Here is a 23,955-nt window from a genome sequence, read left to right on the forward strand (position 1 = left end):
GGACGCAGGTGACCTCCGACTGGCGGGGCCCGATTGCGATCCGATCTTGCCCGATGCTGCTTGTTGCACCGCCTCCGATATCATCCTGCCCCTGAAGGAGCGGCGACTCAGCCGCGGCGTGTAACCGATTCTTAGCGTCCGCTGCCGATAATGCGGGACGTTCATTATGCGATCTGCCTGAATGAGATTACTCGAGCCCTTTGCCGGACATACCCCCGAAGCACGGGGGCACCCTTTGAAATCGGCCGTGTCGCGTGTCACCGCCTTCATGTCGGTGCCCTCCGGCAACCCGTCGCTTCTCAAGGAGCAGTACCGCGCCTTCGCCCGCCAGATGCCGATGATGTACTTCATCCTGATGACGAGCACCTGGGCGGTCGCAGCAACCCACATGGCGACGGCCCCCCTCTGGCTGACGATCGGGCTCCCTTCCCTCTTCACCGCGGCGAGCCTCGGCCGCATCCTGCACTGGTGGAGATCGCGCAATATCGAACCGACGCCCGAGGCGGCACTCCATGCGCTCCGGCGGACCAACCGGCTCGCCTTCATTATCGCGGCCGTCTTCGCCGGCTGGTCCTACATGCTCTTTCCCTATGGCGACGCCTACGCGCGATCGCACCTCGCCTTCTACATGTCGATCACGGTCATCAGCTGCATTTTCTGCCTGATGTTCCTGCGGTCCGCGGCCGTCACCGTGACGGCCATCGTCAACGGCACCTTCATCCCGTTCTATGCCCTGACCGGCCAGCCGACCTTTATCGCCATCGCCGTCAACATCGCCCTCGTCAGCGCCGGCATGCTGGTGATCCTGATGGTCAACTACCGCAATTTCGCCGAGATGGTGGATGCGCAGGTTCGGACCGAAGCGCTGAGCGACGAGAACTTGCGGCTTGCCAACCTCGACAGCCTGACCGGCCTGCCGAACCGGCGCGCCTTCTTCGCCCACCTGCAGGCGGTCTGGAACCGCGCGGACGCCGCCCGGAACCGCGTCGCCGTCGGCGTCCTCGATCTCGACGGCTTCAAGCCGGTCAACGACATCTACGGCCACTCGACCGGCGACAAGCTTCTGGTCGAGGTCGGCGGTCGTCTGGAACATCTCGGGACCGACGAAACCCGCTTCTTCCGTCTCGGCGGCGACGAGTTCGCCTTCGTGACCACGGATCTGTGCGAGACCGAGGTACTCGTCTCGTTCGGCGCGGACATCTGTCGCGCCCTGCAGGAGCCCTTCGCGTTGCCCGCCGCCACGGTGCAGATCTCCGCCTCGGTCGGAGCCGCCGTCCATCCGGACTCGGCCTCATCGCCGGAGATGCTGTTCGACCATGCCGATTATGCGCTCTATCACGGGAAACGGACGCGCCGCGGCACCTGCACCCTGTTTTCGCACGTGATGGATGCGCAGATCCGCCGCGAGGCACTGATCGAGCAGGTCCTGAAGCAGACCGACATGGACGAGGAACTCACCGTCGTTTTCCAACCGATCGTCGACAGTTCGAGCGGAAGAACGATCGGCTTCGAGGCACTCGCCCGGTGGGATAGCCCGGTCCTCGGCCGCGTTCCGCCCGGCGAGTTCATCCCGGTCGCAGAGCGCGGCGGCTTCGTCGGCAGGCTCACGCGCACCCTGTTGCGGAAGGCGGTGATGGCTGCGGAGTGCTGGCCCGCCGGCATGCGGCTCTCGTTCAATCTCTCGGCACACGACCTCAATACCGAAGAAAGCGTGCTCGCGATCGCGGCTATTCTCGGTCGCAGCAGTTTCGACAGCCGCCGCATCGATTTCGAGATCACCGAGACGGCCTTCGCCCATGATTTCGAGCAGGTGCGGACGTCGGTCGAGGCACTGCGCGTGATGGGCTGCGGAATCTCGCTCGACGATTTCGGCACCGGCTATTCGAGCCTGACCCGGCTTCACGCGCTGCCGCTGACCAAGATCAAGATCGACCGCAGCTTCGTGAAGGACCTCCACAAGAACCCGGCAAGCTACAAGATCGTGAAGTCGCTGCTCGCGCTCAGCCGCGACATGCACCTCGATTGCGTGATCGAGGGCGTGGAGACGCAGGAAGAAATGGACGCCCTTGCAGCGCTCGGGGCCGTCCTGATCCAGGGCTATTTCTATTCGCCGCCGGTCGCGGGACACGAACTCGGCGACTATCTCGATGCCGCCGGAACCGCCACGCCGCAGCTGGGGTGACGGCGGGCGGCGGGCGCGGCTCCGTCCGGGGTCAGCGCTTGTAGGCGCCGAGGCCCGGCCGGTAGGTCTTGTCGTCGAGGAACTGCTTCAGGCCCTCGTCGCGGCCACGCGTCTTGTCGAGATAGAGCATCTGCTCGAGCTTGGCGTAGATGTAGTCGTCGGCAAGATCCCAGGGCATGTTGCGGACGCGCTTGAACGTGTCCTTCGCCGCTTTCAGGGTGACCGGGTTCTTTTCAAGGAGGCTCGCGCAGATCTGCCGGACACGGGCCTCCAGATCGGCGAGCGGCACGGACTCGTTGACGAGGCCCATCTCGCGGGCCTTCTCGCCACCGAAGGTCTCGCCGGTCATGATGTAGTAGAGGGAGTCGCGGTGGTTCATCACCTCGGCGACGGCGCGGGTGACGTTACCGCCGGGCAGGATGCCCCAGTTGATCTCCGAAAGGCCGAAGGTCGCCTCGTTCGCCGCAATCGCGAGGTCGCAGGCGACGAGCGGCGTGAAGGCTCCGCCGAAGCACCAGCCGTTGACCATGGCGATGGTCGGTTTCTCGAAGAACATCAGGCGGTTCCACCAGCCGCCGGACTGCCGGCGGCTCTTCAGCGTAACGTGACGCCCCTTGCCGTCGTTGTCACGGAAGTATTCCTTGAGATCCATGCCGGCCGACCAGGAGGAGCCGGCGCCCCGCAGCACCAGCACGCCGCAGCGTTCGTCGCCCTCGAGCTCGTCGAGGACCTCCATCATCCGGCGGTTGAGCGCCGGGTTCATGGCGTTTCGCTTTTCCGGTCGGTTGAGGGTCACGAAGGCGATGCCGCCGTCGAAGTCGACGACGACCGGATCGGCCTTGGTCTTGTCGGTTTCGGTCATTGTTGCTGTCCTTTCATCCAAATCTGAGTGAGGGCCGAACCCGGCCGCGAAGCGGAAAATCAAGAGGGAAGATGGCGGCTGCGCAGCACATGCTTCTGCGCCTTGCCGGAAGCCGTGCGTGGGATCGCCTCGAGGAAGACCACGCGGGCCGGCCGCTTGTAGGAGGCGAGCCGCTCGGCGCAGTGGAGGAGGATCTCGTCCGCGGTCGCATCCGCCACAGCGGCAACGACGAAGGCGATGCCGCATTCGCCCCATTTCGGGTCCGGCGCGCCGACGACCGCGACGTCCAGAACCTTCGGATGGGCGCCGATCACTGCTTCCACCTCGGCAGGGAAGACGTTCTCGCCACCGCTGATATACATGTCCTTCAGCCGGTCGGGCACGTAGATGACGCCACCCGGACCGCGGCGGCCGAGATCGCCGCTACGATACCAGCCGTCGACGAAGGCGCGCGCGGTCTCCTCCGGCTTGTTCCAGTAGCCGGGGGTCACGGAGGGGCCGCTGAGCCATATTTCCCCGACCTCGCCGTCCGCGACATCCCGGCCGTCCTCGCCGACGAGGCGGATGGCGAGCATCGGCGCCGGAAAGCCGACGCTGCCGGGGAAGCTCGCCACCATGTCGCGATCGAGTGGCATGTGGATCGCCGTTCCCGCCTCGCTCATGCCGTAGCCGTTGACGAGCGGAATGCCGTCCTCGAGGAAGGTCTCGATCAGGACCGGAGAAAGCGGCGCGCCGCCGATGAAGATCGCCTGCAGGGCCTTCAGCGCGGCGGCGTTCCAGTTCGGCGAGGCACGCAGCGCTGCCGCCATCTGCGGCACGGCGAAGTAGTGGCTCACGCCGAGCGAGGGATCGCCGAGCGTTGCAAGCGTCCGCTCGGGCAGGAAGCGGTCGGAGATTACCAGCCGCCCGCCCATCATCAGCGTGGTGCGGGCGATCGCGACGAGACCGATGGTGTGGAAAAGCGGCAGGTCGAGAAGTGCGACCGAGCGCGCCGTCACCTCTCCGACCAGTGCGAAATTGAGCGCTGCGGCGAAGGCGTTGCGGCGCGTCACGACGACGCCCTTCGGCGCCCCGGTCGTTCCGGAGGTGTAGAGCATGATGCAGGGACCGTCGTCGGCCGCCGCCTCGGGCTCCGCACGCGGGCTTTCGGCCGCCAGCACCAACAGGCCGTGCTCGCCTTCGACGGAGAGCAGCGCGGGAGACGTATCGAGCATCTCACCAGCAGTGGCGGCGAACTCGGCGGTGTGGACCACCAGGGACGGCCGGCAGTCGGCGACGATTTCGCGGATCTCGGCGGGACCGAGACGCCAGTTCATCGGAACGAAGACATAGCCGGCGCGCTGGCAGGCGAGACAGACGGCGACCGCGGCAATCGAATTGCGGCCGAGGTAGGCGATCCGAGGAAAGGGTTCGGGCGTGGCGACGATATTCAGGATCACCGCGGCGATCCGGGCAACCATGTCGTCGAGTTCGCCATAGGTGAGATCGCGGCCGGTCTCCACCTCGTAAACCGCGGGCCGGCCGGGACCGACCAGAGCGCGGTAACCGACCGGGTCACCGAGCGCGAAGGCCGTATCCATCGAGACGCCGGCAAGAGCGTGCTGGTCCATCTTCTCCTCCACGGTCCGCACTCCCATACGAACCAAATTAGTATGTGTTACATATTATATAATCCGTTCGCCGGCACAAGCGGAAAATGATAGGAGTGCCGCGATCGTGAAGCTTGCGAGGAGACCGGCGTGGCGGGAGACGGAAAACTGGAAGACGGAGAAGGCCTGGCGCCCGGCCCGGGCGGCGCGGGAAAGCCCCGTCTGGACATGGGGTGCCTGACGGAGATCCTCGGCTTCCACCTCAGGATGGCGAACGTTGCCATATTCCAGGACTATCAGCAGACGATGGCCGGTCTTTCCCTGACGCCGAAACAGTTCACGGTGCTGGAACTCGTCGGCCGCAATCCGGGCGTCGTGCAGATAGACATCGCCGAGCTTCTCAGCATGGACAAGGCGACGACGATGGCACTCGTCGACCGGCTGGAGGCACGCAATCTCCTCGAACGACGGACCTCCACCATCGACCGCCGGCGAAAGGACCTCTTCCTGACAAAACAAGGGCAGGAGGTGCTGCAGGAGGCCCGCGACCTGATCGCCGCTCACGAGAAGCGCTTCACCTCGCGTTTTTCCGGGACCGAACTCGAAGCGTTCATCGAGCAGTTGCGGCGGATCTATCTGTCTGGCGAGGGGCCGCATGGGGACCAGGGATCGGGCAACCCTGCCGGAACGGCGGATACGCCCTGATCGAGCTTGTGGAGCCCTCCGGCGCGGGGCATCGCGAAGTCCTTGGACTTCGATCGCCGGCCAAGGGGCGTCCACCGGCCGGTCGACCTTACCCTGACTACGTCCCGAGCAGCGGCGATGCGCTCAGCGCCACGCGCTTTCGCCACGGTTCTCGTAGTGCGCGAACGCCGTCCTCAGCCCTTCCAGAACCTCCGCCGACGTCTCGAACATTGCCTTGAGCTGCGGCTCGTCAACCTTGTCGATATCCTCGCGGAGGTGATTGATCTTCTCTTCGAGGCGGGCGCGTGGATCCGCTAGGGCGCATCTGCCACGTCCGCGACGTTCAAAGGACCGAGATCGGCGCAGCTCAATGCATCAGTCTTGCCAGGTGGGATTGGCGTCCACGCAGAAAGGCCTCGAGGCGTATATTGTAATCAGCGCCGACTGCGGATGCGACGGAGGGGCGCGCCGCGAGCGCCGAACGCCAGACGTTCGTCTTGGGTTTGTTCGCCAGGACGCCGAAGTCGCCGATCAAATCGAAGACGTCGAAATATCGAAACGCCGGTCCGAAGACGGCATCGACCAGGGAGAACCGATCGCCGTCGAAAAACGGGCCGCCGCCGAGGCGCTGTTCTATCCGGGCGAACTTCGCCTCCAGGGCGACCACTCTGGCCTCGAAAGCTGCCTCGTCCGGCGCGGAATAGAAACCTGCAATGTCGTTCAGGAGCGCTGAGCCGAACTCCATCCAGGCGCGATGATCGGCACGCGAAAGGGCATCTGCAGGATGCAGCGGATTAGGCGCGGTCTCTTCCAGGTATTCGAGGATCACGGCGCTTTCGAAGATGGGGTGATCACCGACCTTGAGGACCGGTGTCTTGCCCAGCGGGGAAATCGCCGTGAACCAGTCCGGCTTCCGCGAAAGGTCGATATCGATGCGCTTGAACGGCACGGATTTTTCGGAAAGCGAAATCACTGCGCGTTGCACATAGGGGCAGAGCGGATGGCTGATCAACGTCAACAAGGCCATGCCCTTCACTCCCCCCAGACATAGTAGAGGGCGTCGCCTTCGACGCGTGTCGACAGGAATATCAGTCGCGACCCCTTCGGCGCCGGCCCTTCCACGCGATCGCCTGTCGCCATGTCGAAGGCTGCATTGTGCCACGGGCAGACCAGCCTGCCGTCACGGCAGTCGAGTGGCCCTCCGAAATGCAGGCATACATTGGCCGCCGCCCTTATCCGCTCGCCGCTGCCGTAGACATGCAGTTCGCGCCCGAAGAAGGGGACAAGGACGCTGCCTTCGGCGGGAATGTCGGCGACCTTGCAGAGTTCGTGTTTCATGATGGATCTCCTGTGGTTTTCGTGTCAGCCGCGGCCGAACTCGAACGTCCTCGAACGGGAAAGCGCGAAGGCGCCGTCGCCGAGCAGAAACTGGACGGCGCTCATCGCCAGCAGAAACACCGGATATTCCCAACCACCGTGGGCATGGTGAAGACCCAGCCATTGGCGCCATGGACCCAAATGACGGCACCCACCAGAGCCGGCGTGAGCGCAAGCGCAACCCATCGGGTCTGCACCCCCAGCACAAGCAGTATCCCGCCTGCCGCCTCGGCGGCGAAGGTCACGTAGGCGAGCCAGCCGGGCAGGCCGACGTTCACGAAGAACATCGCCGTTCCGCCGAGGCCGTAAGTCAGAAGCTTGAGAAGGACGCTGTGGGATAGATACATCAGCCCGAGGCTGAGGCGCAGCACAAGGCCAGCGTATTCGGACGAAGTGGCGGGAAGCATGACGACTCCATTTAGATGCATCTGCATGTTTATTAATGCAGATGCATCTATCTGTCAATCTGGATGCAATTGCATCTTTGTGTTATGACGCCGTCATGGAAAAGAAACCGAGTGATGCCGCCATTCGCGCCTGGGCGCGCCTGACGCGAGCGCAGCAAAGCGCCATGGCCGTGATCGAGCAACGCCTGAAGGTCGCAAAACTGCCGCCGCTCGCATGGTATGACGTTCTTCTCGAGGTCGAACGGGCCGGACCGGCAGGTTTGCGTCCCTTCGAACTGGAGAAAGCCATGTTGCTCGCGCAATACAACCTGTCGCGCTTGCTGAGCCGGATCGAAGAGGCCGGATACATTGCGCGTCAGCATTGCGAAGAGGATGGTCGTGGCCAGATCATCACGATAACCGATGCCGGCAAGGTGGCGCGTCGCGAGATCTGGACGGTCTATTCCACCGCGATCGAAGCCGCGGTGGGGCAGCACCTTTCCGACGAGCAGGCGGACACGCTCAGCGAGCTGCTGGAACGAATAGCGGCCCCGCCCCGAAAAGAGCGCTCGTCGCGTTGATCGCTTCTCAGCGCCGGCCGCCGTCGCGGCCAATCCGGCTGCGATCCTACTCGATGAGCGCGACCGTCTGGCCGACCAGGATTTCATCGCTCGACAGGGCGCAGGTCTCCATCGAGGAATTTCCGGTAAAGACAACCTGATCGGCGACGATCTGCGTGCAGCCTCCCGACACCGAGGAGTTGCCGGTGAATGCGAGCTGGCCGGTCGGCATATATATGTTCCCCTGCAGGATCGATTCAGAATTGCCCGTTATTTCATGGACGAGGCCTGTCGTCTTGCGGCTGGCGAAGAAGAGAAGCCCTGCGTAGGGACCGCTCGTCGGCGCCGAGAGATCGATGTCTCCGTTTCCCGTCAGCTTCGCTGCCGCGCCGTTGACCAGCAGCAGGGTCACGCCGCTGCCGGACAGGTTGGCGCCGGCGGTAACCGTAAAATCGCCTCCGTCGAGAATATAAAGCCCGGGTTTCAGCGTCACGTTCCCCTTGATGTCCAGCCCGCCGCAGAAGCGTATGGCCTCCTCCCCTGACGGCAACCGGTCGAACGCATAGGTGGAATTCGAGATGTAATCGAGGGTGCGGCAAGGAAGCTGCTGAATCTGCATGTCGTCCGGCTCCGCGACCGACGCGAAGGGATCGGCTGTCGGAGGAACACGCTCGACGGGCGCAGCACATCCCGTGAGGGTCAGACCGCTGGTGGTCATCGCACCGCCGACGGTGTAGACGCAGTCCGTGGACATCATGGCGCTGCCATTCTTCATCAGAAAGGCATCGGATGCCGTCGAGTTCGAGACGACGCTGCATCCGGACAACTGAACTTCCGTCGAACCCGTCACCGTCACCGCGCCCGAGGCGGAATTCGACAGCGCCAGGACGCAGGCCTTTGAACCGCCCGTGACCTGTGCCACTGCGCGGGCGCCGAAAACGACCGGGGCACTGGAGAAGACGGAGGAAAACAGCCGCGCATGCGTCTCGCTGATGACGACAGTCACCTTACCACCCCCTGATCCGGCTTCGGTACTGACATCAAGTTCACCGGAAGATGAGGCGAAGCCCGAGGCGACGGCAACGGTTGTCGCCGCCGCATCGAGTGATGAAAGACCGTCGCCTGCGCGATAACGGACGGCCGCCGCATGGGCCGCCACGTCGGCCGCATGCTGCAATTCGCGCTGTTTGAAGTACCAATAGCCCGTCTCGGCCCCGAGCCCCATCGCGCCGACGACCACCGGAAACACGATCGCGGCGATCACGGCCACGGCGCCGGCGTCATCTCGCTCAAAACGCCTCGCGAATTCGCGAGCGGAGCGTATCGCAGGATACTGTTGCAACTTCTGGCGCATCCGCGTCCCACATCCTCTGGTTCCGGTCGGTATCGCTATACGCGAAGAGGTCCGCATCTCGCCATTCGGCCTGACGGACTAGTCCAGACCGTTGATAGGCAGCGGCCCCTTAGTCCATCAGGCCGAATGGCGCCGACGACGAGAAGCGGGCACATAGTGCAGCGTCACCCGAGCCGCTTTCGGCACTTTCGAAAGGTAGGACCATGCTCTCGGCACCCGTCGCGTGGATTGCGCTTCTTCTGTTTGCAGGAACGATGGCCTTTACAGGAGTCAAGGATGCCCTGACGATGACGATCTCCAATCGTCTCGTCGTCCTCCTCTTCGCTGCCTACATCGTTCTCGCTCCGGCAGCCGGTGTCGGCTTCGATACCGCATTCCTGAGCGCCTTGGCGGCGACAACGGCCCTCGCCTGCACGATCGGCCTCTTTACCATGGGCTGGATCGGGGGCGGAGACGCCAAGCTCGTTCCGGTCGCAATCCTCTGGCTCGGTCACGGTCTCGCTTTGGAGTTCGTTCTCTATGCGTCCGTGTTCGGAGCAGCATTGACCTTGCTGATCCTGCAGTTGCGGCGGGTTCCCGTGCCGGCACCGCTCACATCGAGACAATGGCTCCGGCGGATGCACGACGAGGAAACGGGCATCCCGTATGGCGTGGCCCTCGCAATGGCAGCCGTCGTCCTGCTTCCACAGAGCCACTGGTACAACGCAGTCTTATAAATCGTCTCCGAAGGAAAGCGCCGCTGCAATGATACGGATCGTCATACTCCTGCTTGCTCTCTCGTCCGGCGGTGTCGCCGCCTGGCTCGCGGCCGCCTCCTCCGAGGAGCCCGCAGACACCATCGTTACGGCGACCACGCCGACGTCATCTCAGGAGATCCTGGTCGCGTCTTCCGACATGGCAAGAGGCGCGGTCGTCGAAAAAGGCCAGTTGCGCTGGCAACGGTGGGAAGGCGACGTGCCCCCCGCCTTCATAAGCCGCGCTGACGTCCCGAACGCGCCTGCGTCCTATCAAGGCTGGCATACGCTCGGCGATCTCGTCACAGGCGAACCCATTCGTCGTGACAGGCTCTCCGAGCGCGGGGCCGGCTTCCTGTCCAGCTCTCTCCCCGGAGGGATGCGTGCGATCGCGGTACGCGTCACGGCGGAAAGCACTGCAGGCGGGTTCATTCTTCCGGACGATCGCGTCGACGTCATCCACACGATCGTCAGTTCAGGCGCATCCGGAGCCGCGGGCAAGGTCACGAGCAGAACGCTCCTGACGAATGTCAGGGTGCTTGCGATCGACCAGGTCGCTTCGGATGGGGCGGGCGGTGCGGCAGTCGTCGGCAAGACCGCAACGCTCGAGGTGAAACCCGAACAGATCGCGATCATCACGGCGGCGGTGGCCTCGGGCACCGTGTCACTCGCATTGCGTTCGACGACCGACAACAACGAAGTCTCGGCCTCCGTGAGGGAGCAGACGCGGCAAGGCGTCGTCCGGGTCTTCGGCGGTGGACGCGAGATGGTGGTTCAGGTGCCGCTCTCCGGCACCAATGGGAGCTGATCGAGGTTCCAGGAAGGCAGACACCCACATGACCCAGACCGACAACGAGGCAAAGCCCATCCAGCCTGTGGCCGCATCCCCGGCGCTATCCATCCCGAAAGTGGATATCGCCGTCTTCTGCACGTCCGAAGCCATCGCGGCCGCGGCCCAGACGGCCGCGATAGACCGCCGAATGGCGCGAGTGACGTTGACGGTGAAGCCTGGGGGCATAAAGCAGGCCACAGCGCTCTACGGCGGCGTCACGTCCCCGAACCTGATCGTGATAGAGAACGATGACGACGAAGCGAGCCTCATGGCGGCGTTGGAGGCCCTCGCCGTAGAATGCGTGACCGGCACGAAGGTCATCATTGTCGGCCGCTCCAACGACATCGGCCTCTACAAGACGCTGCTGGATGCCGGCGTGAGCGACTATCTGCTTTCGCCCCTCGATCCGATGGCGCTGATCGCCGCGGTCCAGCGTTGTTTTCGCCATACCGACAGCGAGAAGCTCGGGCGCATCATCGCATTCGTGGGCGCCAAGGGAGGTACCGGATCGTCCACCATCGCCCATAACGTTGCGATGGCGATGTCGAACCGTACGGGCGCGGACGTCCTGCTGGCCGACCTGGACCTGCAATCCGGTACGCTCGGCCTGAACTTCGACGTCGATGCGCCTCAGGGAATGGAGGAGGTGCTTGCGAGCACCGAGCGGCTGGACGACGTTCTGTTGCGGCGCCTCGCCGTGCAATACTCGGATCACCTGCATCTGCTCACCGCTGCGGGCGACTACAGCAAGGCCGTCAACCTCAAGGAAAGCGACGTCGATCGCCTTCTCGATGTCGCGCGGTCGAGTTCCTGGAACGTCGTTCTCGATCTGCCTTATCTGTGGACCCAATGGACACGAAAGATCCTGATGGAAGCCGACGAGATCGTCATCACGGCGACTGCGGATCTCGCAAGCATGCGCAACGCCAAACACATGATCAGTTTCTTGAAACAGGCTCGGCCGAACGATCCGCCGCCGAGACTGGTTCTGAACAGGATCGGCACCCCGAAGCTTCGAGAGATCAAGCCGAAGGACTTCGCCGATGCCGTCGGTCTGGACGAGCACGTCACGGTGCCGCTCGACATGCCATTGTTCGGAAAGGCCGCCAACGATGGCCGACTGATCATCGAAACCGCCCCGCAGTCCACGGCCGGCAAGGCGATGGTGTCGCTTGCCTGGCGGGTCGGAGGAACCCGCGAGCGCCGAACAAAGCCGAAGTCGAAGTTTCGGGGGCTGCTTTCCGGAATTCTCAAAGGAAAGAAACCAGCGGGCAACAAGCTTTCGCCGGCACAGCAGCTGACAAAACTGAAAGCCTCCGAGAGCGGCGTTTCGGCCGTCGAATTCGCGCTGATTGCGCCTGTCTTCGCCATCGGCCTGGTCGCGACCGCCGATGTTGCGCTTGCCTTGCATCAGCGCATGGCGATGGATCACGTCTTGCGTGCCGGTGCTCAGGCCGCCATGTCGGATGCAGGTGAAGCGAAGGTGCAGGCCGTCATGGAGTCGACCCTCGCAGGAAGCGGCGAAGCGAGCACCGTGGTCCTCGACCCGGTTCACCGCTACTGCGCGTGCCCGGAAAACGCGAGCGTGGCGCCGGAAGCCGCACCCGCCTGCGGGACGCCCTGCTCCGGCATGGTGCCGCAATACGTCTACTACCGGATGCAGGCGCACAAGGACTATCAGCCGATGTCTCTCCCGGAAGCCCTGCCGGCCTTCCGGCTGAGCTCCTCGATGCAGGTACAGGTGCAATGACGTGCGTTCTATCATGCCTCGACCGCGCCCGCCGGTGCCAGTCCGGGACCACGGCCGTCGAGTTTGCGCTCGTCGGCCTGCCATTGTTTCTCCTGATACTCGGGGTGGTCGAGTTCGGGCGGGCGTTCTTTCTGCAAAACGACCTGTCCTATGCGGCAGACGTCGCGGCACGCCAGGTCCTGATCGGCCAGGTCGGTCCAAGCCTTTCGGAAACGGACGCCACCACCAGGCTCGACGACGCCGTGCGGGCGAATTTCAGGAGCGGCGATCCCGCACTGCTGCAGGTCACGACGGCGAGAGAAACGGTGAATGGATCGGATTTCCGAGTGTTGACCTTGCGGTATCCATTCACCTTCCTTCTGCCCGACCTCATCGACACGCCGATCACGATCGGGCTCTCGCGCCGTATTCCGATCGGCTGAGACGAAGCTGCGAGACGCCCGTCGCAGTTGAAACCGGAGGGCGCCGTCGCCGGCCGGGACTGCTGCCATCCGCGCCCCGACGATCGAGCGTTCGGTTCGACGGCTGGCATCCAAAGGGGCTGAGATGGAGATGTCCGGACGGGCGGTCTAGGCCACCAGGCCGAGTGGGTAGTCCAGCTGAGATCGGCCATGAAGCCGAATAGATCGGCAGGCTCTTCAGCAGCTATATAACGGCTACACAGAGCACGGGAAGCCAAAGAGTTGCCCACCCGGCTGTGGTACCGAACCAGCCGAAGCATGCTTGGTGTCGGCTCAACCAGAACCCCACACAAGGAACTTGAATGATGAAGAACCTCCTCGCACGCTTCGTTCGCAACGAGTCCGGCGCCACCGCCATCGAATACGGCCTGATCGCCGGCCTGATCGCCGTTGCAATCATCACGACGGTCGGCCTCGTCGGAACCGACGTGAACGGCGCCTTCCAGGCAATCGCGACCGCCCTGAACTTCCCGACCGCATAAGCGCGACTTGCTTCAAGGCAGTACGAGCGGGCCGGCGGCGGAGCGAATCCTCGCCGGCCCGTTCGCGTAAGGACCGATGCAGCAGCAAACGAGGTGACACCCATGTTCGGCAGGAAGTCGTTGAGCGATGCGGAACACGCCATTGCAGCCGTACAGGAAGATGCATTGCGGGACGAAGAGGAGACGGAGACGATGGCTCCTCCTCCCCGTCAGGCCGTCGAGCCGTCTCCTCCCCTCAAGGCCGAGAAGTCCGACCAGTACTATCTCCTGAAGAAGGACGTCTTCAGTGCGTTGATCGCAACCATCGATGTCGCGGCGCTTTCCGGCATGGACGGCGAGCAGGCCCGCAAAGAAATCGGCGCCATCGTCAACGACATCGTTGCGGCGAAGAAGGCCGGAATTTCCATGGCGGAGCAGAATGCACTGCTGCGCGACATCTGCGACGATATTCTGGGCTATGGTCCTCTCGAGCCATTGCTGGCCCGCGACGATATCGCCGACATCATGGTCAACGGCGCCAATCAGGTCTTCATCGAAGTCGGAGGCAAGGTCGAGGAAACGGGTGTCCGCTTCCGCGACAACGAGCAGCTCGTCAGTATCTGCCAGCGGATCGTCAGCAAGGTCGGCCGCCGTGTCGACGAATCCAGCCCGATCTGCGATGCCCGTCTTGCCGATGGCTCTCGTGTGAACGTGATCGCCCCCCCGCTCGCAATCGACGGGCCGAGCCTGACCATCCGTAAGTTCAAGAAGGAAAAGCTGAACCTCGATCAGTTGGTCCGTTTCGGCTCGATCTCGCCCGAGGGCGCAGAGATCCTCAAGATCATTGGCCGGGTTCGCTGCAACGTGCTGATTTCCGGAGGCACCGGTTCGGGCAAGACGACGCTGCTCAACTGCCTGACGGGCTACATCGACGACGGCGAGCGTATCATCACCTGTGAGGACGCTGCCGAACTCCAGTTGCAGCAACCCCACGTCGTGAGGCTCGAGACCCGCCCGCCGAACATCGAGGGACAGGGCGAGATCACCATGCGCAGTCTCGTGAAGAACTGCCTTCGCATGCGGCCCGAGCGCATCATCGTCGGCGAAGTCCGCGGTCCGGAGGCGTTCGATCTTCTTCAGGCGATGAACACCGGCCACGACGGATCCATGGGAACGCTGCACGCAAACTCGCCGCGCGAGGCGATCTCCCGTGTCGAGGCGATGATAACCATGGGTGGTCACAGCCTTCCCGCCAAGGCGATCCGCGAGATGCTGGTCTCGTCCGTCGACGTCATCGTGCAGGCGGCCCGCCTGCGGGACGGCTCCCGGCGGATCACCCACATAACCGAAGTGCTCGGCATGGAGGGCGATGTGGTGACGACGCAGGACCTGTTCGTCTATGAACTACTCGGCGAAGACGCCAGGGGCAACATCATCGGGCGGCACCGCTCGACGGGGATTGGCCGCCCGGCATTCTGGGATCGCGCTCGCTATTACGGAGAGGAAAAGCGGCTCGCCGCCGCTCTCGATGCCGCGGAAATCGCGGCGGCAGCATAGCCGCTGCCGTCTGTTCCAGGAGGTTTGCCATGCTCCCCCAATCGCTTCCCCCGCTCCTTGTCCTCGTCCTTGTGGCGACGAGTGTCGGCGGAATCCTGCTGGCCGTCTTTTTTCCGCGCGCTGCGAGGCTGAGCCCCTACCGTCGCCGGTTCGCCGCATTGGCCGCGCCGGATGCCCATCCCCGCGATGAGAGCGGTGCCGGCGACGACCATGACCGCCGACGGACCGTCGAGAAGACCCTGCGCGAGATGGAAGCCAAGCAGAAGAGCAAGGCGAAGAAGGCCGGCAAGATCGCTCTGCCGATCCGGCTGGCGCAGGCCGATCTCCGTTGGTCGGTGAACACCTACTATCTGGTCGGGATCGCCTGCGCGCTCGCCACCTATGTGGCGGCGCTGTCAATGGGCGTGGGCCATCCAGCCGCCGCGGGCTTTGCCGTTACGGGTGGGCTCATGCTGCCGCACCTCTATGTCAATGCGAAGCGGAACGGACGCCTGAACCGCTTCAGCGCCGAGTTCCCGAATGCCGTGGACGTCGTCGTGCGGGGTCTGAAGGCCGGACTGCCGGTGGCAGATTGTCTTCGGGTGATCGCGTCGGAAGCGCAGGAGCCTGTGAGAAGCGAGTTCCTCCTGATCGTGCAGGACCAGACCCTGGGCATTCCGCTCGAAGAGGCGGTACAGAGGATGCGCGACCGTGTTCCGCTGCCGGAGGCGAGCTTCTTCGCGATCGTTATCGCCATCCAGTCGCGCACCGGCGGCAGTCTCTCCGAAGCCCTCGGAAACCTCTCGAAAGTGCTTCGCGACCGCAAGAAGATGAAGGCCAAGATCAAGGCGATGAGCGCCGAGGCCAAGTCGTCGGCCGGCATCATCGGGTTCCTGCCGATCTTCGTCGCCGGAGCAGTCTATTTCACCAGCCCGGACTACATGTCGCTGCTCTTTTCGACGCCCGTGGGAAAGATCGTGCTGGCGGGCTGCGGCCTCTGGATGGCCACGGGAATTCTCGTCATGCGCAAGATGATCAACTTCGATTTCTAGAGGGCATCATCGATGAACTTTCTCAACCCTGAGCAGCTTACGGTCGCCCTGTCGGCGTTTGCAGCCTTCTCGGCCGTTCTTGCAGTGTCATGGCCATACGTCTTTCCGAACAATCTCGCCACCCGCATGCGCAGGATCGAGGGGGAACGGGAACGTATCCGGGTCAGGGAACGCGCTCGACTGAATGTGAAAGCCCGCCCGGCGTCGCTTCGGGCGGAACCCCGCAAGCTCTACAAGGCGATCGTCGACCGGTTCAATCTCGCAAGGCAGGCGGAAAACGGCGAGATCATCGAGAAGCTGAACATGGCCGGCTACCGCGGCCAGGCGCCGGTCACGACTTTCCTCGCCGTGCGTCTGCTGGCGCCGCTCATCCTCTTTGTCGTGGGCCTGCTCTATCGCTTCGTGGTCATGAGACCCGATCTTCCGCCGCTCCTGATGGCGGCAATGGCGGCCGGCATGGGTGCGACGGGCTACTTTGCCCCGGCGATCTACATCAGAAACCGGATTACGAAACGCCAGCAGGCGATCCGGCGGGCATGGCCCGAGGCGCTGGACCTGCTGCTGATCACGGTCGAATCCGGCATGGGCGTCGAAAGCGCGTTTCGTAAGGTGGGCGAGGAAATCGCGGTACAGTCGGCAGAGGTCGCGGAAGAGATGATGTTGACCACCGCCGAGCTTTCCTATCTCCAGGACCGCCGCCAGGCCTACGACAATCTCGCGCGGCGGACGGGGCTCGACGGTGTCCGGGCCGTGGTGACAAGCCTGATCCAGGCTGAAAAATACGGCACTCCGCTCGGGCAGGCGCTGCGCGTCATGGCGCAGGAGAACCGTGACATGCGCATGAGCGAGGCAGAGAAGAAGGCAGCGTCCCTTCCGCCGAAGCTGACGGTCCCGATGATCGTGTTCTTCCTGCCGGTCCTGTTCGCCGTCATCATAACACCGGCGGTGATCCAGATCATGGATATCTGAGTGTGTCCTTCACGCCGCCACTCTCAGGAAACGCCAGGAAGCGGGATAGGGACAGATCACCCCTGATCGGACTTGTTCGTCAGAGCAACCAACTTGTCGGCTATCGCCTCCAGCGGAAGCACGTCGTCCACGAGGCCCGCCAGGATCGCGGCTTTCGGCATTCCGAACACGGCGGATGTGTTCTCGTCCTGGGCTATGATCCGGCCGCCCCGGCGCCTGATATCGGCGAGGCCTGCGATCCCGTCGTCACCCATGCCGGTCAGGACAACGGCGAGGGCCTCCTCCCTGAAGCAGTCGGCGATGGCTCGGAACAGATGCGTGGCGGACGGCCTGAACGCGTCGACGGGAGCGTCGTCCGTAACCCGTATGCGCGTCTTGCCGGAGAGGCCGAGCTGACGGCCGTCGGGTGCAAGGTAGACGAAGCCCGGCCTCAGGCGCTCGCCATCGACGGCGACCCTGACTGACAGGGGTACGGTCGCGTCGAGACGGGCGGCGACGCCTTCGATAAACCCGTCCGACATGTGCTGGACAACCAGGATCGGCGCCGGAAAGTCGGCCGGAAGTGCTGCCAGAATGCTCCGTAATGCCGCCGGCCCCCCCGTCGAGGCCGCTATTCCAACGACCGAGGCAAGGCGCGGCGCCGCGCCTCCCGGTACCCCTGTTACGATCTCCGCTCTGCGTTCCCTCCTCCGCTGGCGAACGACCATGACCTGCGCCATTGCCCTGATCGTCGACAGAAATTTGCTCATCGACGGACCATCGTCAGGCAAAGGTGCCGCGATGACGGCTAGCGCGCCGGCCTCGAGCGCCCTTTCCGATGTTCCCCCGGCCCCGCCGCTTTCCTGCCCGGCAATCACGACGACGGGTCTCGGCGAGGCGATCATGATCTCCCGGATCGTATCCACGCTGTCGCCGCCCGCAAGCCCGAGTTCGACGGCAACGACTTCGGGTTGAAAATCGACCGACATTGCCAGAGCTTGCTCGCCATCCCGTGCGACACCGACGAGACTCATCGACGTGTCGGCCCGAAGGGCTGCAAAGGTCCGCTCGGCAAGATCGGCGGAGGTGGTGACAAGAAGGAGCCGGATCATCGAACGCTCAAACAACCCGGCGCATGGTTTCGAGGAGCTCTTCCGCGTCGAAGCGGTCTTTTCTCAGACAGGCGTTCGCCCCGCCGGGGACGGTCGTGCAATCGGCACCGCCGATCTCGCGTCCCGTGACGAGGATAACCGGCAATCCCGCGAGCCGGTCGGATCGTCGGATCGTCTCCACGAGTTGCAGACCGTCCATCTCGGGCATGTCGATATCGGAAATGACGATGTCTGCATCCTGCCGCGCCAGTTGCTTCAGCGCCTCCGCACCATTGCTCGCGACGACGACCTCGTAGCCGGCCCGCTCCGTTATCATCCGGAGAAGCGTGCGAACCGCATTCGAATCGTCGACGATGAGCACGCGAGCAGGCTTGGGCCTCGGGTCCCCGATGACCGGAGTTTGCGGAGACAGCAGTTCGGGGGAGACGTCGGCAAGAGCAGCCACGTTCAGGAGCAGCGCAAGGCGCCCGTCCGGCAGGTTCATCGCGCCGCAATACTGGCGGAATCCGGCCAGTCTCGGGCCGAGCTTTCGGACGAGGAGCTCTCGCTCTCCCTCGATTTCGTCGACGAGAACGGCAATCCGCCGGCTGGCGACGCCACTCACGACCGCGCGCATCGCCGGGGGCTCAGTGGTACGGGCGATCCCCAACCAGCGCGCCAGATCGACGACGGGGATGGCTCCCTCCGAGGTCTCAACGGAGGACGACGCGGCAACGGCCGTCCGATCGACACGGATGACTTGCCGCACCGAGGCCGTGTCGATCGCAAAAATCCGGTCCGCGCAGACGACCTCCAATACCCGAATGGTCGATACGGAGAGTGGAATGGTGAGGACGAATGCCGCTCCGCCCCGCGGTATTTGCGAGACCTCGACCATTCCCCGCAGGTTTTCCACCGCGGTCTTGACGATGTCCAGACCGAGACCACGGCCCGACAGACGGGTGACCGTCCTCGACGTCGAGAAGCCCGGCTTGAATATCTGCTGCAGGAGGTCCGGACCGTCGCCGTCGCCGTCGCCGTCCGCCGCGTCCCGGAGGCCCGGAAAGTCGAAGCCGCGCCCGTCGTCCTCGATCTTCACCCGGATGCGGTCTCCTGTCACGGCTGCTGATATTGCGATCTTTCCCACCTCCGGCTTGCCGGTCTTGCGGCGTTCGTCAGGAGGCTCGATGCCGTGATCCATCGCGTTTCGCACCAGGTGACGCAGCGCATCCCGCAGGCTCGAGAGAAGGGAACGATCGATCTGAATGTCGCCCCCGCTGATCTCGAGTTCCGCCGATTTGCCGGAAGCCTCCGCAACATCCCGGATGATGCGGTTCAGCCCCTTGCAGGCGTCGGCAAACGGAAGGGTCCGTGCCTCGCGAACCTCGCCGTCGAGGGCAATGGAGGTGCGTTCAATCTCATGCGTGCTGCGGCGGAGCGACGAAATGAGCTCACGCAGGCCGCGCTTGATCCCTGCGATGTCGCCCGTGTACTCGGGCGGGACGCGGATCGCGCGCATTTGCTCCCTCACCGCAAGGGCCGTTTCGAGCTGGTGGCGCAGCACGTGGTTGAAGGTGACCAGTTCACCGCTCCTGTAGAGGAGGGCATCCAGTCGTTCGGCGGCAATGCGCAGCGAACCATCCAGGTCGTCCGCACGAAGCTTCGTCGGCGGTCGATGCGTGCGAGGCCCAGACCCACCGCTCGCCTGCGCCGCCCGGCGCATCGCTTCGAGCAGTTCGCGGTCTTCGGCAGATGTGTCCGTTTCCCCTTCCCCAAGTGAGCTCCCCGCCTCGCGGAACCTGTCGGCCGCCGCCAGAAAGAGGCCGAGCTTGTGGGCGTCGATCATGCTCTTCTCCCTCAGCGCGGCCGAGAGTATCTCTTCCATCGCGTGACAGAGGCCCTCGACGGCGCGAACCTGCATGAGACCGGCGGCTCCCTTCAGGCTGTGAACTGCCTTGAGAAGCTGCCGCTGGAGCTCCTCGCCGTTCCCGGGATCATCCGCCCGCTCGAGCGCGAGAACGAGATTCTCGATGCTGGAGGAGCGCTCGCTGAGCTCCTGGGCGAACATCTGGCGGAGTTCACGGCTCAAAGGGTCGGATGTCATCACGCTTCACCACCGTGTTCGGTGAGCAACCGCTGGAGCCGGGAACCCAGTCTGTTGAGGTCCTTGGCGGCCTCCTCTGACTGCCTGATCGCGGAGAGGTTCTGGCTGCTCGCCTGTTCAATATCGTGCATGGCGTCCTGGATCTGCTTCATGCCGGCTTTCTGTTGCCCGGCCGAAGCGGCAATCTGGGCGACCGAGCGCGCCGACTCGGCGATGATGGTCTCGAGCTGGCGTATGGTCTCGCCGGCCTGGGTTACCGTTTCCAATGCACGCCCGACACTCTTGCTGCCTTCTTCGGTGCCGATCACCGCGGCATTGGTCGACTTCTGATTCTCCATCAGGATGCGCCTTACCCTGGCCGTAGCGACCTTCGACTGGTCCGCCAGGGACCTGATCTCAGTGGCGACCGCGTTGAAGCCTCTGCCGTGTTCGCCTGCGCGCGACGCCTCGATCGCCGCGTTCAATGCCAGAAGATTGGTCTGATCGGCGATCTCCGAAACCACGGACACGATCTCACCGATTTCCAGGCTGCTTTCGACAAGCGAGAGGATATCGTTCGCTATGCTCTCCGTGCGCCGACTGACGGTGTTCATCGCATCGACCGTTTCGTCGAGAGCCCGTCGTCCTTCAGTGCTTATCCGGACGGCGGAATCGTAAGCGGCGGAAACCTGCTGAGCGCGCTCGGCGGCCTGGACCGCCGTTCCACGAACATCGTCGACGCTCTTGACCGTCTCCGCGACGGCGACCGATTGCTCCCGCATGCCTTCCGCCTGCAGCGTCGTTCCGGCAAGAATTTCCGCGGCCGAAGACGAGAGGTGCTGCGCTGTTTCGGCGATCGTCCCGAGAAGTCGCTCCAGCCTTTCCTTGGCGTTCCTTTCCTTCTCGATCATGCCGGCTAGCTTGTCCGTCGTTGCGTTGAAGGATGCGTTCAGGGTGCTCAGTTCGTCCTCGCCCTCGACCGGCGCTCGCCGGGTGAGGTCACCCGCGCTGATGAGTTTGGCGACCGCCGCGAGGGCGCGCACCCGCGCGATGAACTGACGCACGACACGCAGCATCAGGAAGAGCGTCACGATCGTCACGGCAGCGAGCCCGAGTTGCAGCAGTTCGGAACGTTGAAGTCTCACCGCGGCGGTTTGCTCGATCGAGCCGACATATCCCTCGAAATGTGCAGCATAGTCTCTGATCTTCTGCTCCAGCCCATCGAGCGTCGTCTCATCAAGCGGTGCCGCCGCGATCGCAGACTCGAGTGCAGGCTTTACCTCCGCCTGCCAGAGCGCACGAATGCGTGCCGAATTGAGGATTTCAGTCGTTCCTGGTCCGGACTGCTCCAACTGCATCGTGCTCGTGTCGAGCTCGTCCAGCACCTGCTCGTAGCGGCCCATCAGGTGCCTCAGCTGATGCGCCCGTTCGAAGGAAACGGGACTCGCCGGGGCCTGAAGGCGGCTGGCGGTGTAAAGCATCTCGTGAAATATCCGCCCGTTGGCGAGCGATGACGCAAGAGAAAGATCGCTCCGAACGCGATTCAAGGCGACCCAGCTCGATGTGAGGAGCAGGGCCACGGCGGCAACGAGCAAGAATACGGCAATGCCCAGCCGCCCATAGAGACCGCTTCGCCAAATGCGTCTCATGGGCGGCTCTCCTTCTCCGCGGTCCGAACCAACCCCGCATCCGGGCCTACGGGAAATAGACGCGGATCGGTGAGGAGGAAGCTGGCGTCGAGAAGACGGGTATCCGGCTCGGGCGTCACCTCACGGGCGCCCTCGACATCGTCTTCCAACCCCTCGACACCAGACGCCTCGTCGCCAGGCCCCCTGTTGGCGGGAAGCGCTATAATCTCGGGGATGCTCTCGCAAAGGACGGTAAATTCGGGTCGAGCCTCGCCGACAACGAGGCCCCAACCGGCGTCGCATTCGTCCTCGTGCGGCAATTCCAGCAGTGGACGCAGATCGAAGACCGGCAGCAGATCACCGCGCATGTCATGGATGCCGACGAGATGGGACGGCACGCCGGCCAGCGGCGTGACCCGGAGCTTCGCAACCACCTCGCAAATCAGCGGAAGTTCGATCGCGAACCTCTGCCCCGACAGAGTGAAGGCCATCGCGGCGCGAGCATCCTCTTTCACCTGTGGAACCACGCCGTCCTCCGCCCCTCTCGCATCCCGCAATGATGCGAGATGCCGCTCGGTCGGGAAGAGAAGGCCTTCGGTCTGCGCGATTGCCGCGTTCATTCGCGATCGGACATCGACCCAATCGATTGTGGCGTCGGGCTGTGGGCTGGGAGTTGTCACGCCGACGCCTCCCCTGGCAGAAAGCCGCAGCCCTTCGACCCGACGGACCGAGTGCTCTCCGGCTTCGCCTCGTGCGTTGCGCCCGTTCCCGGCCTGCTCATGGGTTCCAGGGTCGGCAGCCGCCGGTAGGCGATACCCGCCTCGGTCGTCATGGTCGCGAACGGAGCAATTCTGGAAAGCAGGGGATCAACAGGGGCAGTGATCAGCCAGCCGCCTTCAGAAAGACACTCGAAAAGATGACGGCCTATACGGCTCACGGAGGCTTGTTCATAGTAGACCAGCACGTTCCGGCAGAGCACGAGATCATAGCCGTCCTGCGCATCCGGCCACGCGACGTCTTGCATAGCGACGTCGAGGAGGTGAAACCGGACCTGGGCGACAAGCGAACGCCTGAGGCGAAAACCTCGTCCGCTGCTCGTGAAGTACCGCTGCCTGATGGCGGGAGCCAAATTTCTCAGGGACCATGCGTCATAATCCCCGAGGCGAGCCCGTGCCAATGCATTGCGGCGAACGTCGACACCTGTAATCCGAACCTCGCCCGACAGACCGGCCTCCGCGCAGAGGATGGCGAGGGAATAGGGCTCCTCTCCAGTCGAGCAGCCGATGCTGCAGATGCGGATCGGGGTGCCGGAACGCTTCCTGCGTATCTCTGGCAGGATTTGGTCGCGAATGAACGCGAGTTGCTCGGCACCGCGGAAGAAATGCGTCTCGCCCACGGCCAGCGCGGAGACGATGTCCCGGACGAGGTCCTCATCCCAGTTCAGCCGTTGCAGAAGGCTGTCGGCGCCGACCTGATGCGCCGCCATGACCCGCCGGACCGCCGAGGTGATTTGCCCGCGTCTCGGCTCTGAGAAACGCAGGCCCACATCCGCTGCCACACGCTCGGCCAACTGCCCGATGTCTATGCTGACTTCCGTCCCGGTCACGAGCCACCTTCCGTCCTGTGATACTACTAGGTCTTGAGCGCCCTCCGCGCCATTCGGCCGGTTGGTCTAGTTTGGCCGGTCGACGGGACTAGATCGTCCGACGTCGTCCGACAGGAGACGCGCACCGGCAACCGCCGCCTCCTGGCGATTTCTCACCTGAAGGCTGCGAAACAGCGCGGCGAGATGGATCTTTATCGTGCCCTCACCGAGCTTGAGTTTCCGGGCAATCTCCTTGTTCGACAGGCCACCGACCAACAGGGACAGGACATCCCGCTGCCGAGGCGTGAGCGAACCGAGCATGCGGGAAGCCTGATCGCCCGCTCGAGCCGGGGCAGGCGCGGCCTCCGCTTCGTTCTCGTCGAACGACCGGTGGGTGATCGAGGGCGGTACATACACCGTACCCCCAAGAATCTTGCGCACCGCCTCGGCAAGATCCCGCGCACCAAGGCCTTTGGGCACATATCCGTTGATACCGGCCGTCAGGGCGGCGAGGATGTCGGCCCGGCGCGAAGAGGCCGACACGACGGCGATTTTCAGCTGCGGGTGAACGTCGCGGACGCCGGCAAGACTGGCGGCACTTTCCATGCCCGGCATCTGCAGGTCGAAGAGGGCAAGCTCGATATCTGCGCGCTCGGACAGAGCCTCTATCGCCTCATCAAGCGACCTTGCCTCGACGACGTCCAGGAAGCCGATTTCGCTCTTGAGAATGAACGCGAGCGCTATCCTGAAAAATTCGTCGTCATCGGCGACCAATGCTACGCGGAACTCGTCCATCACCT

The 23,955-nt window shown here is 63.8% G+C and carries 24 protein-coding genes; 12 read left to right on the forward strand and 12 right to left on the reverse strand.

Annotated elements, in window-relative coordinates; translation table 11 throughout:
- Positions 1–268: 268 nt before the first annotated feature.
- Positions 269–2,182: a putative bifunctional diguanylate cyclase/phosphodiesterase gene (locus EUU22_RS03265; protein ID WP_129330784.1), complete on the forward strand. Its 1,914-nt coding sequence runs from the start codon at positions 269–271 to the stop codon at positions 2,180–2,182.
- A 31-nt stretch (positions 2,183–2,213) separates the two neighbouring features.
- Here EUU22_RS03265 and EUU22_RS03270 read toward each other — a convergent pair whose 3' ends face one another.
- Together EUU22_RS03270 and EUU22_RS03275 are read right to left on the reverse strand one after the other, a co-directional pair.
- A complete protein-coding gene (locus EUU22_RS03270) occupies positions 2,214–3,044 on the reverse strand; it encodes a p-hydroxycinnamoyl CoA hydratase/lyase (RefSeq protein WP_129330675.1) in 831 nt (276 codons plus the stop codon).
- A gap of 59 nt (positions 3,045–3,103) precedes the next feature.
- Complete coding sequence (locus EUU22_RS03275) at positions 3,104–4,654, reverse strand: AMP-binding protein (protein WP_129330676.1); 1,551 nt, start codon at positions 4,652–4,654, stop codon at positions 3,104–3,106.
- Positions 4,655–4,783: 129 nt separating this feature from the next.
- Between EUU22_RS03275 and EUU22_RS03280 the strand changes: the two genes are divergently transcribed.
- Positions 4,784–5,338 (forward strand): MarR family winged helix-turn-helix transcriptional regulator, encoded by a 555-nt coding sequence (locus EUU22_RS03280; protein WP_439329115.1) that lies wholly within the window; start codon positions 4,784–4,786, stop codon positions 5,336–5,338.
- Positions 5,339–5,455: 117 nt separating this feature from the next.
- Entirely contained in the window at positions 5,456–5,635 is a 180-nt protein-coding gene (locus EUU22_RS25155; RefSeq protein WP_165351063.1) for a hypothetical protein, read from the forward strand.
- 49 nt (positions 5,636–5,684) lie between these two features.
- On the opposite strand, the gene EUU22_RS03290 is transcribed toward EUU22_RS25155, so the two are convergent.
- The 3 genes from EUU22_RS03290 to EUU22_RS03300 form a co-directional block, all read right to left on the reverse strand.
- On the reverse strand, positions 5,685–6,344 hold the full coding sequence (locus EUU22_RS03290) for a glutathione S-transferase family protein (RefSeq protein WP_129330677.1): 660 nt from the start codon (positions 6,342–6,344) through the stop codon (positions 5,685–5,687).
- A gap of 5 nt (positions 6,345–6,349) precedes the next feature.
- Positions 6,350–6,655, reverse strand: a complete 306-nt coding sequence (locus EUU22_RS03295; protein WP_129330678.1) for a Rieske (2Fe-2S) protein — start codon at positions 6,653–6,655, stop codon at positions 6,350–6,352.
- 101 nt (positions 6,656–6,756) lie between these two features.
- Positions 6,757–7,101: a DoxX family protein gene (locus tag EUU22_RS03300; protein WP_439329116.1), complete on the reverse strand. Its 345-nt coding sequence runs from the start codon at positions 7,099–7,101 to the stop codon at positions 6,757–6,759.
- Positions 7,102–7,136: 35 nt separating this feature from the next.
- Between EUU22_RS03300 and EUU22_RS03305 the strand changes: the two genes are divergently transcribed.
- Positions 7,137–7,661, forward strand: a complete 525-nt coding sequence (locus EUU22_RS03305) for a MarR family winged helix-turn-helix transcriptional regulator (protein ID WP_245484894.1) — start codon at positions 7,137–7,139, stop codon at positions 7,659–7,661.
- A 46-nt stretch (positions 7,662–7,707) separates the two neighbouring features.
- Here EUU22_RS03305 and EUU22_RS03310 read toward each other — a convergent pair whose 3' ends face one another.
- Positions 7,708–8,994, reverse strand: a complete 1,287-nt coding sequence (locus tag EUU22_RS03310; protein ID WP_129330679.1) for a pilus assembly protein TadG-related protein — start codon at positions 8,992–8,994, stop codon at positions 7,708–7,710.
- A 203-nt stretch (positions 8,995–9,197) separates the two neighbouring features.
- Here EUU22_RS03310 and EUU22_RS03315 point away from each other — a divergent pair, with 203 nt between their 5' ends.
- The 8 genes from EUU22_RS03315 to EUU22_RS03350 all read left to right on the forward strand — a co-directional run bounded on the left by EUU22_RS03315 (position 9,198) and on the right by EUU22_RS03350 (position 16,789).
- On the forward strand, positions 9,198–9,710 hold the full coding sequence (locus EUU22_RS03315) for an A24 family peptidase (protein WP_129330680.1): 513 nt from the start codon (positions 9,198–9,200) through the stop codon (positions 9,708–9,710).
- A 28-nt stretch (positions 9,711–9,738) separates the two neighbouring features.
- The gene (cpaB, locus tag EUU22_RS03320; RefSeq protein WP_129330681.1) at positions 9,739–10,536 is read left to right on the forward strand and encodes a Flp pilus assembly protein CpaB; all 798 of its coding nucleotides are present in this window, start codon (positions 9,739–9,741) and stop codon (positions 10,534–10,536) included.
- A 28-nt stretch (positions 10,537–10,564) separates the two neighbouring features.
- A complete protein-coding gene (locus EUU22_RS03325; protein ID WP_129330682.1) occupies positions 10,565–12,310 on the forward strand; it encodes an AAA family ATPase in 1,746 nt (581 codons plus the stop codon).
- Positions 12,307–12,732: a TadE/TadG family type IV pilus assembly protein gene (locus EUU22_RS03330; RefSeq protein WP_129330683.1), complete on the forward strand. Its 426-nt coding sequence runs from the start codon at positions 12,307–12,309 to the stop codon at positions 12,730–12,732. Before EUU22_RS03325 ends, EUU22_RS03330 begins: the two co-directional genes overlap by 4 nt.
- Before the next feature lie 344 nt (positions 12,733–13,076).
- A complete protein-coding gene (locus EUU22_RS03335) occupies positions 13,077–13,253 on the forward strand; it encodes a Flp family type IVb pilin (RefSeq protein WP_129330788.1) in 177 nt (58 codons plus the stop codon).
- 102 nt (positions 13,254–13,355) lie between these two features.
- Positions 13,356–14,789 carry a TadA family conjugal transfer-associated ATPase gene (locus tag EUU22_RS03340; RefSeq protein WP_129330684.1) on the forward strand — a complete coding sequence of 478 codons (1,434 nt, stop codon included), beginning with the start codon at positions 13,356–13,358 and terminating at the stop codon, positions 14,787–14,789.
- 29 nt (positions 14,790–14,818) lie between these two features.
- The gene (locus EUU22_RS03345) at positions 14,819–15,820 is read left to right on the forward strand and encodes a type II secretion system F family protein (RefSeq protein ID WP_129330685.1); all 1,002 of its coding nucleotides are present in this window, start codon (positions 14,819–14,821) and stop codon (positions 15,818–15,820) included.
- A gap of 12 nt (positions 15,821–15,832) precedes the next feature.
- Entirely contained in the window at positions 15,833–16,789 is a 957-nt protein-coding gene (locus EUU22_RS03350) for a type II secretion system F family protein (RefSeq protein ID WP_129330686.1), read from the forward strand.
- 56 nt (positions 16,790–16,845) lie between these two features.
- Here the strand turns inward: EUU22_RS03350 and EUU22_RS03355 are convergent, their stop codons facing one another.
- The 6 genes from EUU22_RS03355 to EUU22_RS03380 form a co-directional block, all read right to left on the reverse strand.
- Positions 16,846–17,880, reverse strand: coding sequence for a chemotaxis protein CheB (locus EUU22_RS03355; protein WP_129330687.1), 1,035 nt, complete (start codon positions 17,878–17,880; stop codon positions 16,846–16,848).
- Between the two features lie 7 nt (positions 17,881–17,887).
- On the reverse strand, positions 17,888–19,963 hold the full coding sequence (locus EUU22_RS03360; RefSeq protein WP_245484895.1) for a hybrid sensor histidine kinase/response regulator: 2,076 nt from the start codon (positions 19,961–19,963) through the stop codon (positions 17,888–17,890).
- Positions 19,963–21,591, reverse strand: coding sequence for a methyl-accepting chemotaxis protein (locus EUU22_RS03365; protein ID WP_129330688.1), 1,629 nt, complete (start codon positions 21,589–21,591; stop codon positions 19,963–19,965). The genes EUU22_RS03360 and EUU22_RS03365 overlap by 1 nt, the downstream gene beginning before the upstream one ends.
- Positions 21,588–22,250 carry a chemotaxis protein CheW gene (locus EUU22_RS03370; protein WP_165351064.1) on the reverse strand — a complete coding sequence of 221 codons (663 nt, stop codon included), beginning with the start codon at positions 22,248–22,250 and terminating at the stop codon, positions 21,588–21,590. Before EUU22_RS03370 ends, EUU22_RS03365 begins: the two co-directional genes overlap by 4 nt.
- The gene (locus EUU22_RS03375) at positions 22,247–23,176 is read right to left on the reverse strand and encodes a CheR family methyltransferase (protein ID WP_129330690.1); all 930 of its coding nucleotides are present in this window, start codon (positions 23,174–23,176) and stop codon (positions 22,247–22,249) included. Before EUU22_RS03375 ends, EUU22_RS03370 begins: the two co-directional genes overlap by 4 nt.
- Before the next feature lie 66 nt (positions 23,177–23,242).
- Positions 23,243–23,950, reverse strand: coding sequence for a response regulator (locus tag EUU22_RS03380; RefSeq protein WP_129330691.1), 708 nt, complete (start codon positions 23,948–23,950; stop codon positions 23,243–23,245).
- Positions 23,951–23,955: the final 5 nt, after the last annotated feature.

The organism is Ciceribacter ferrooxidans (assembly GCF_004137355.1).
GTDB lineage: Bacteria > Pseudomonadota > Alphaproteobacteria > Rhizobiales > Rhizobiaceae > Allorhizobium > Allorhizobium ferrooxidans.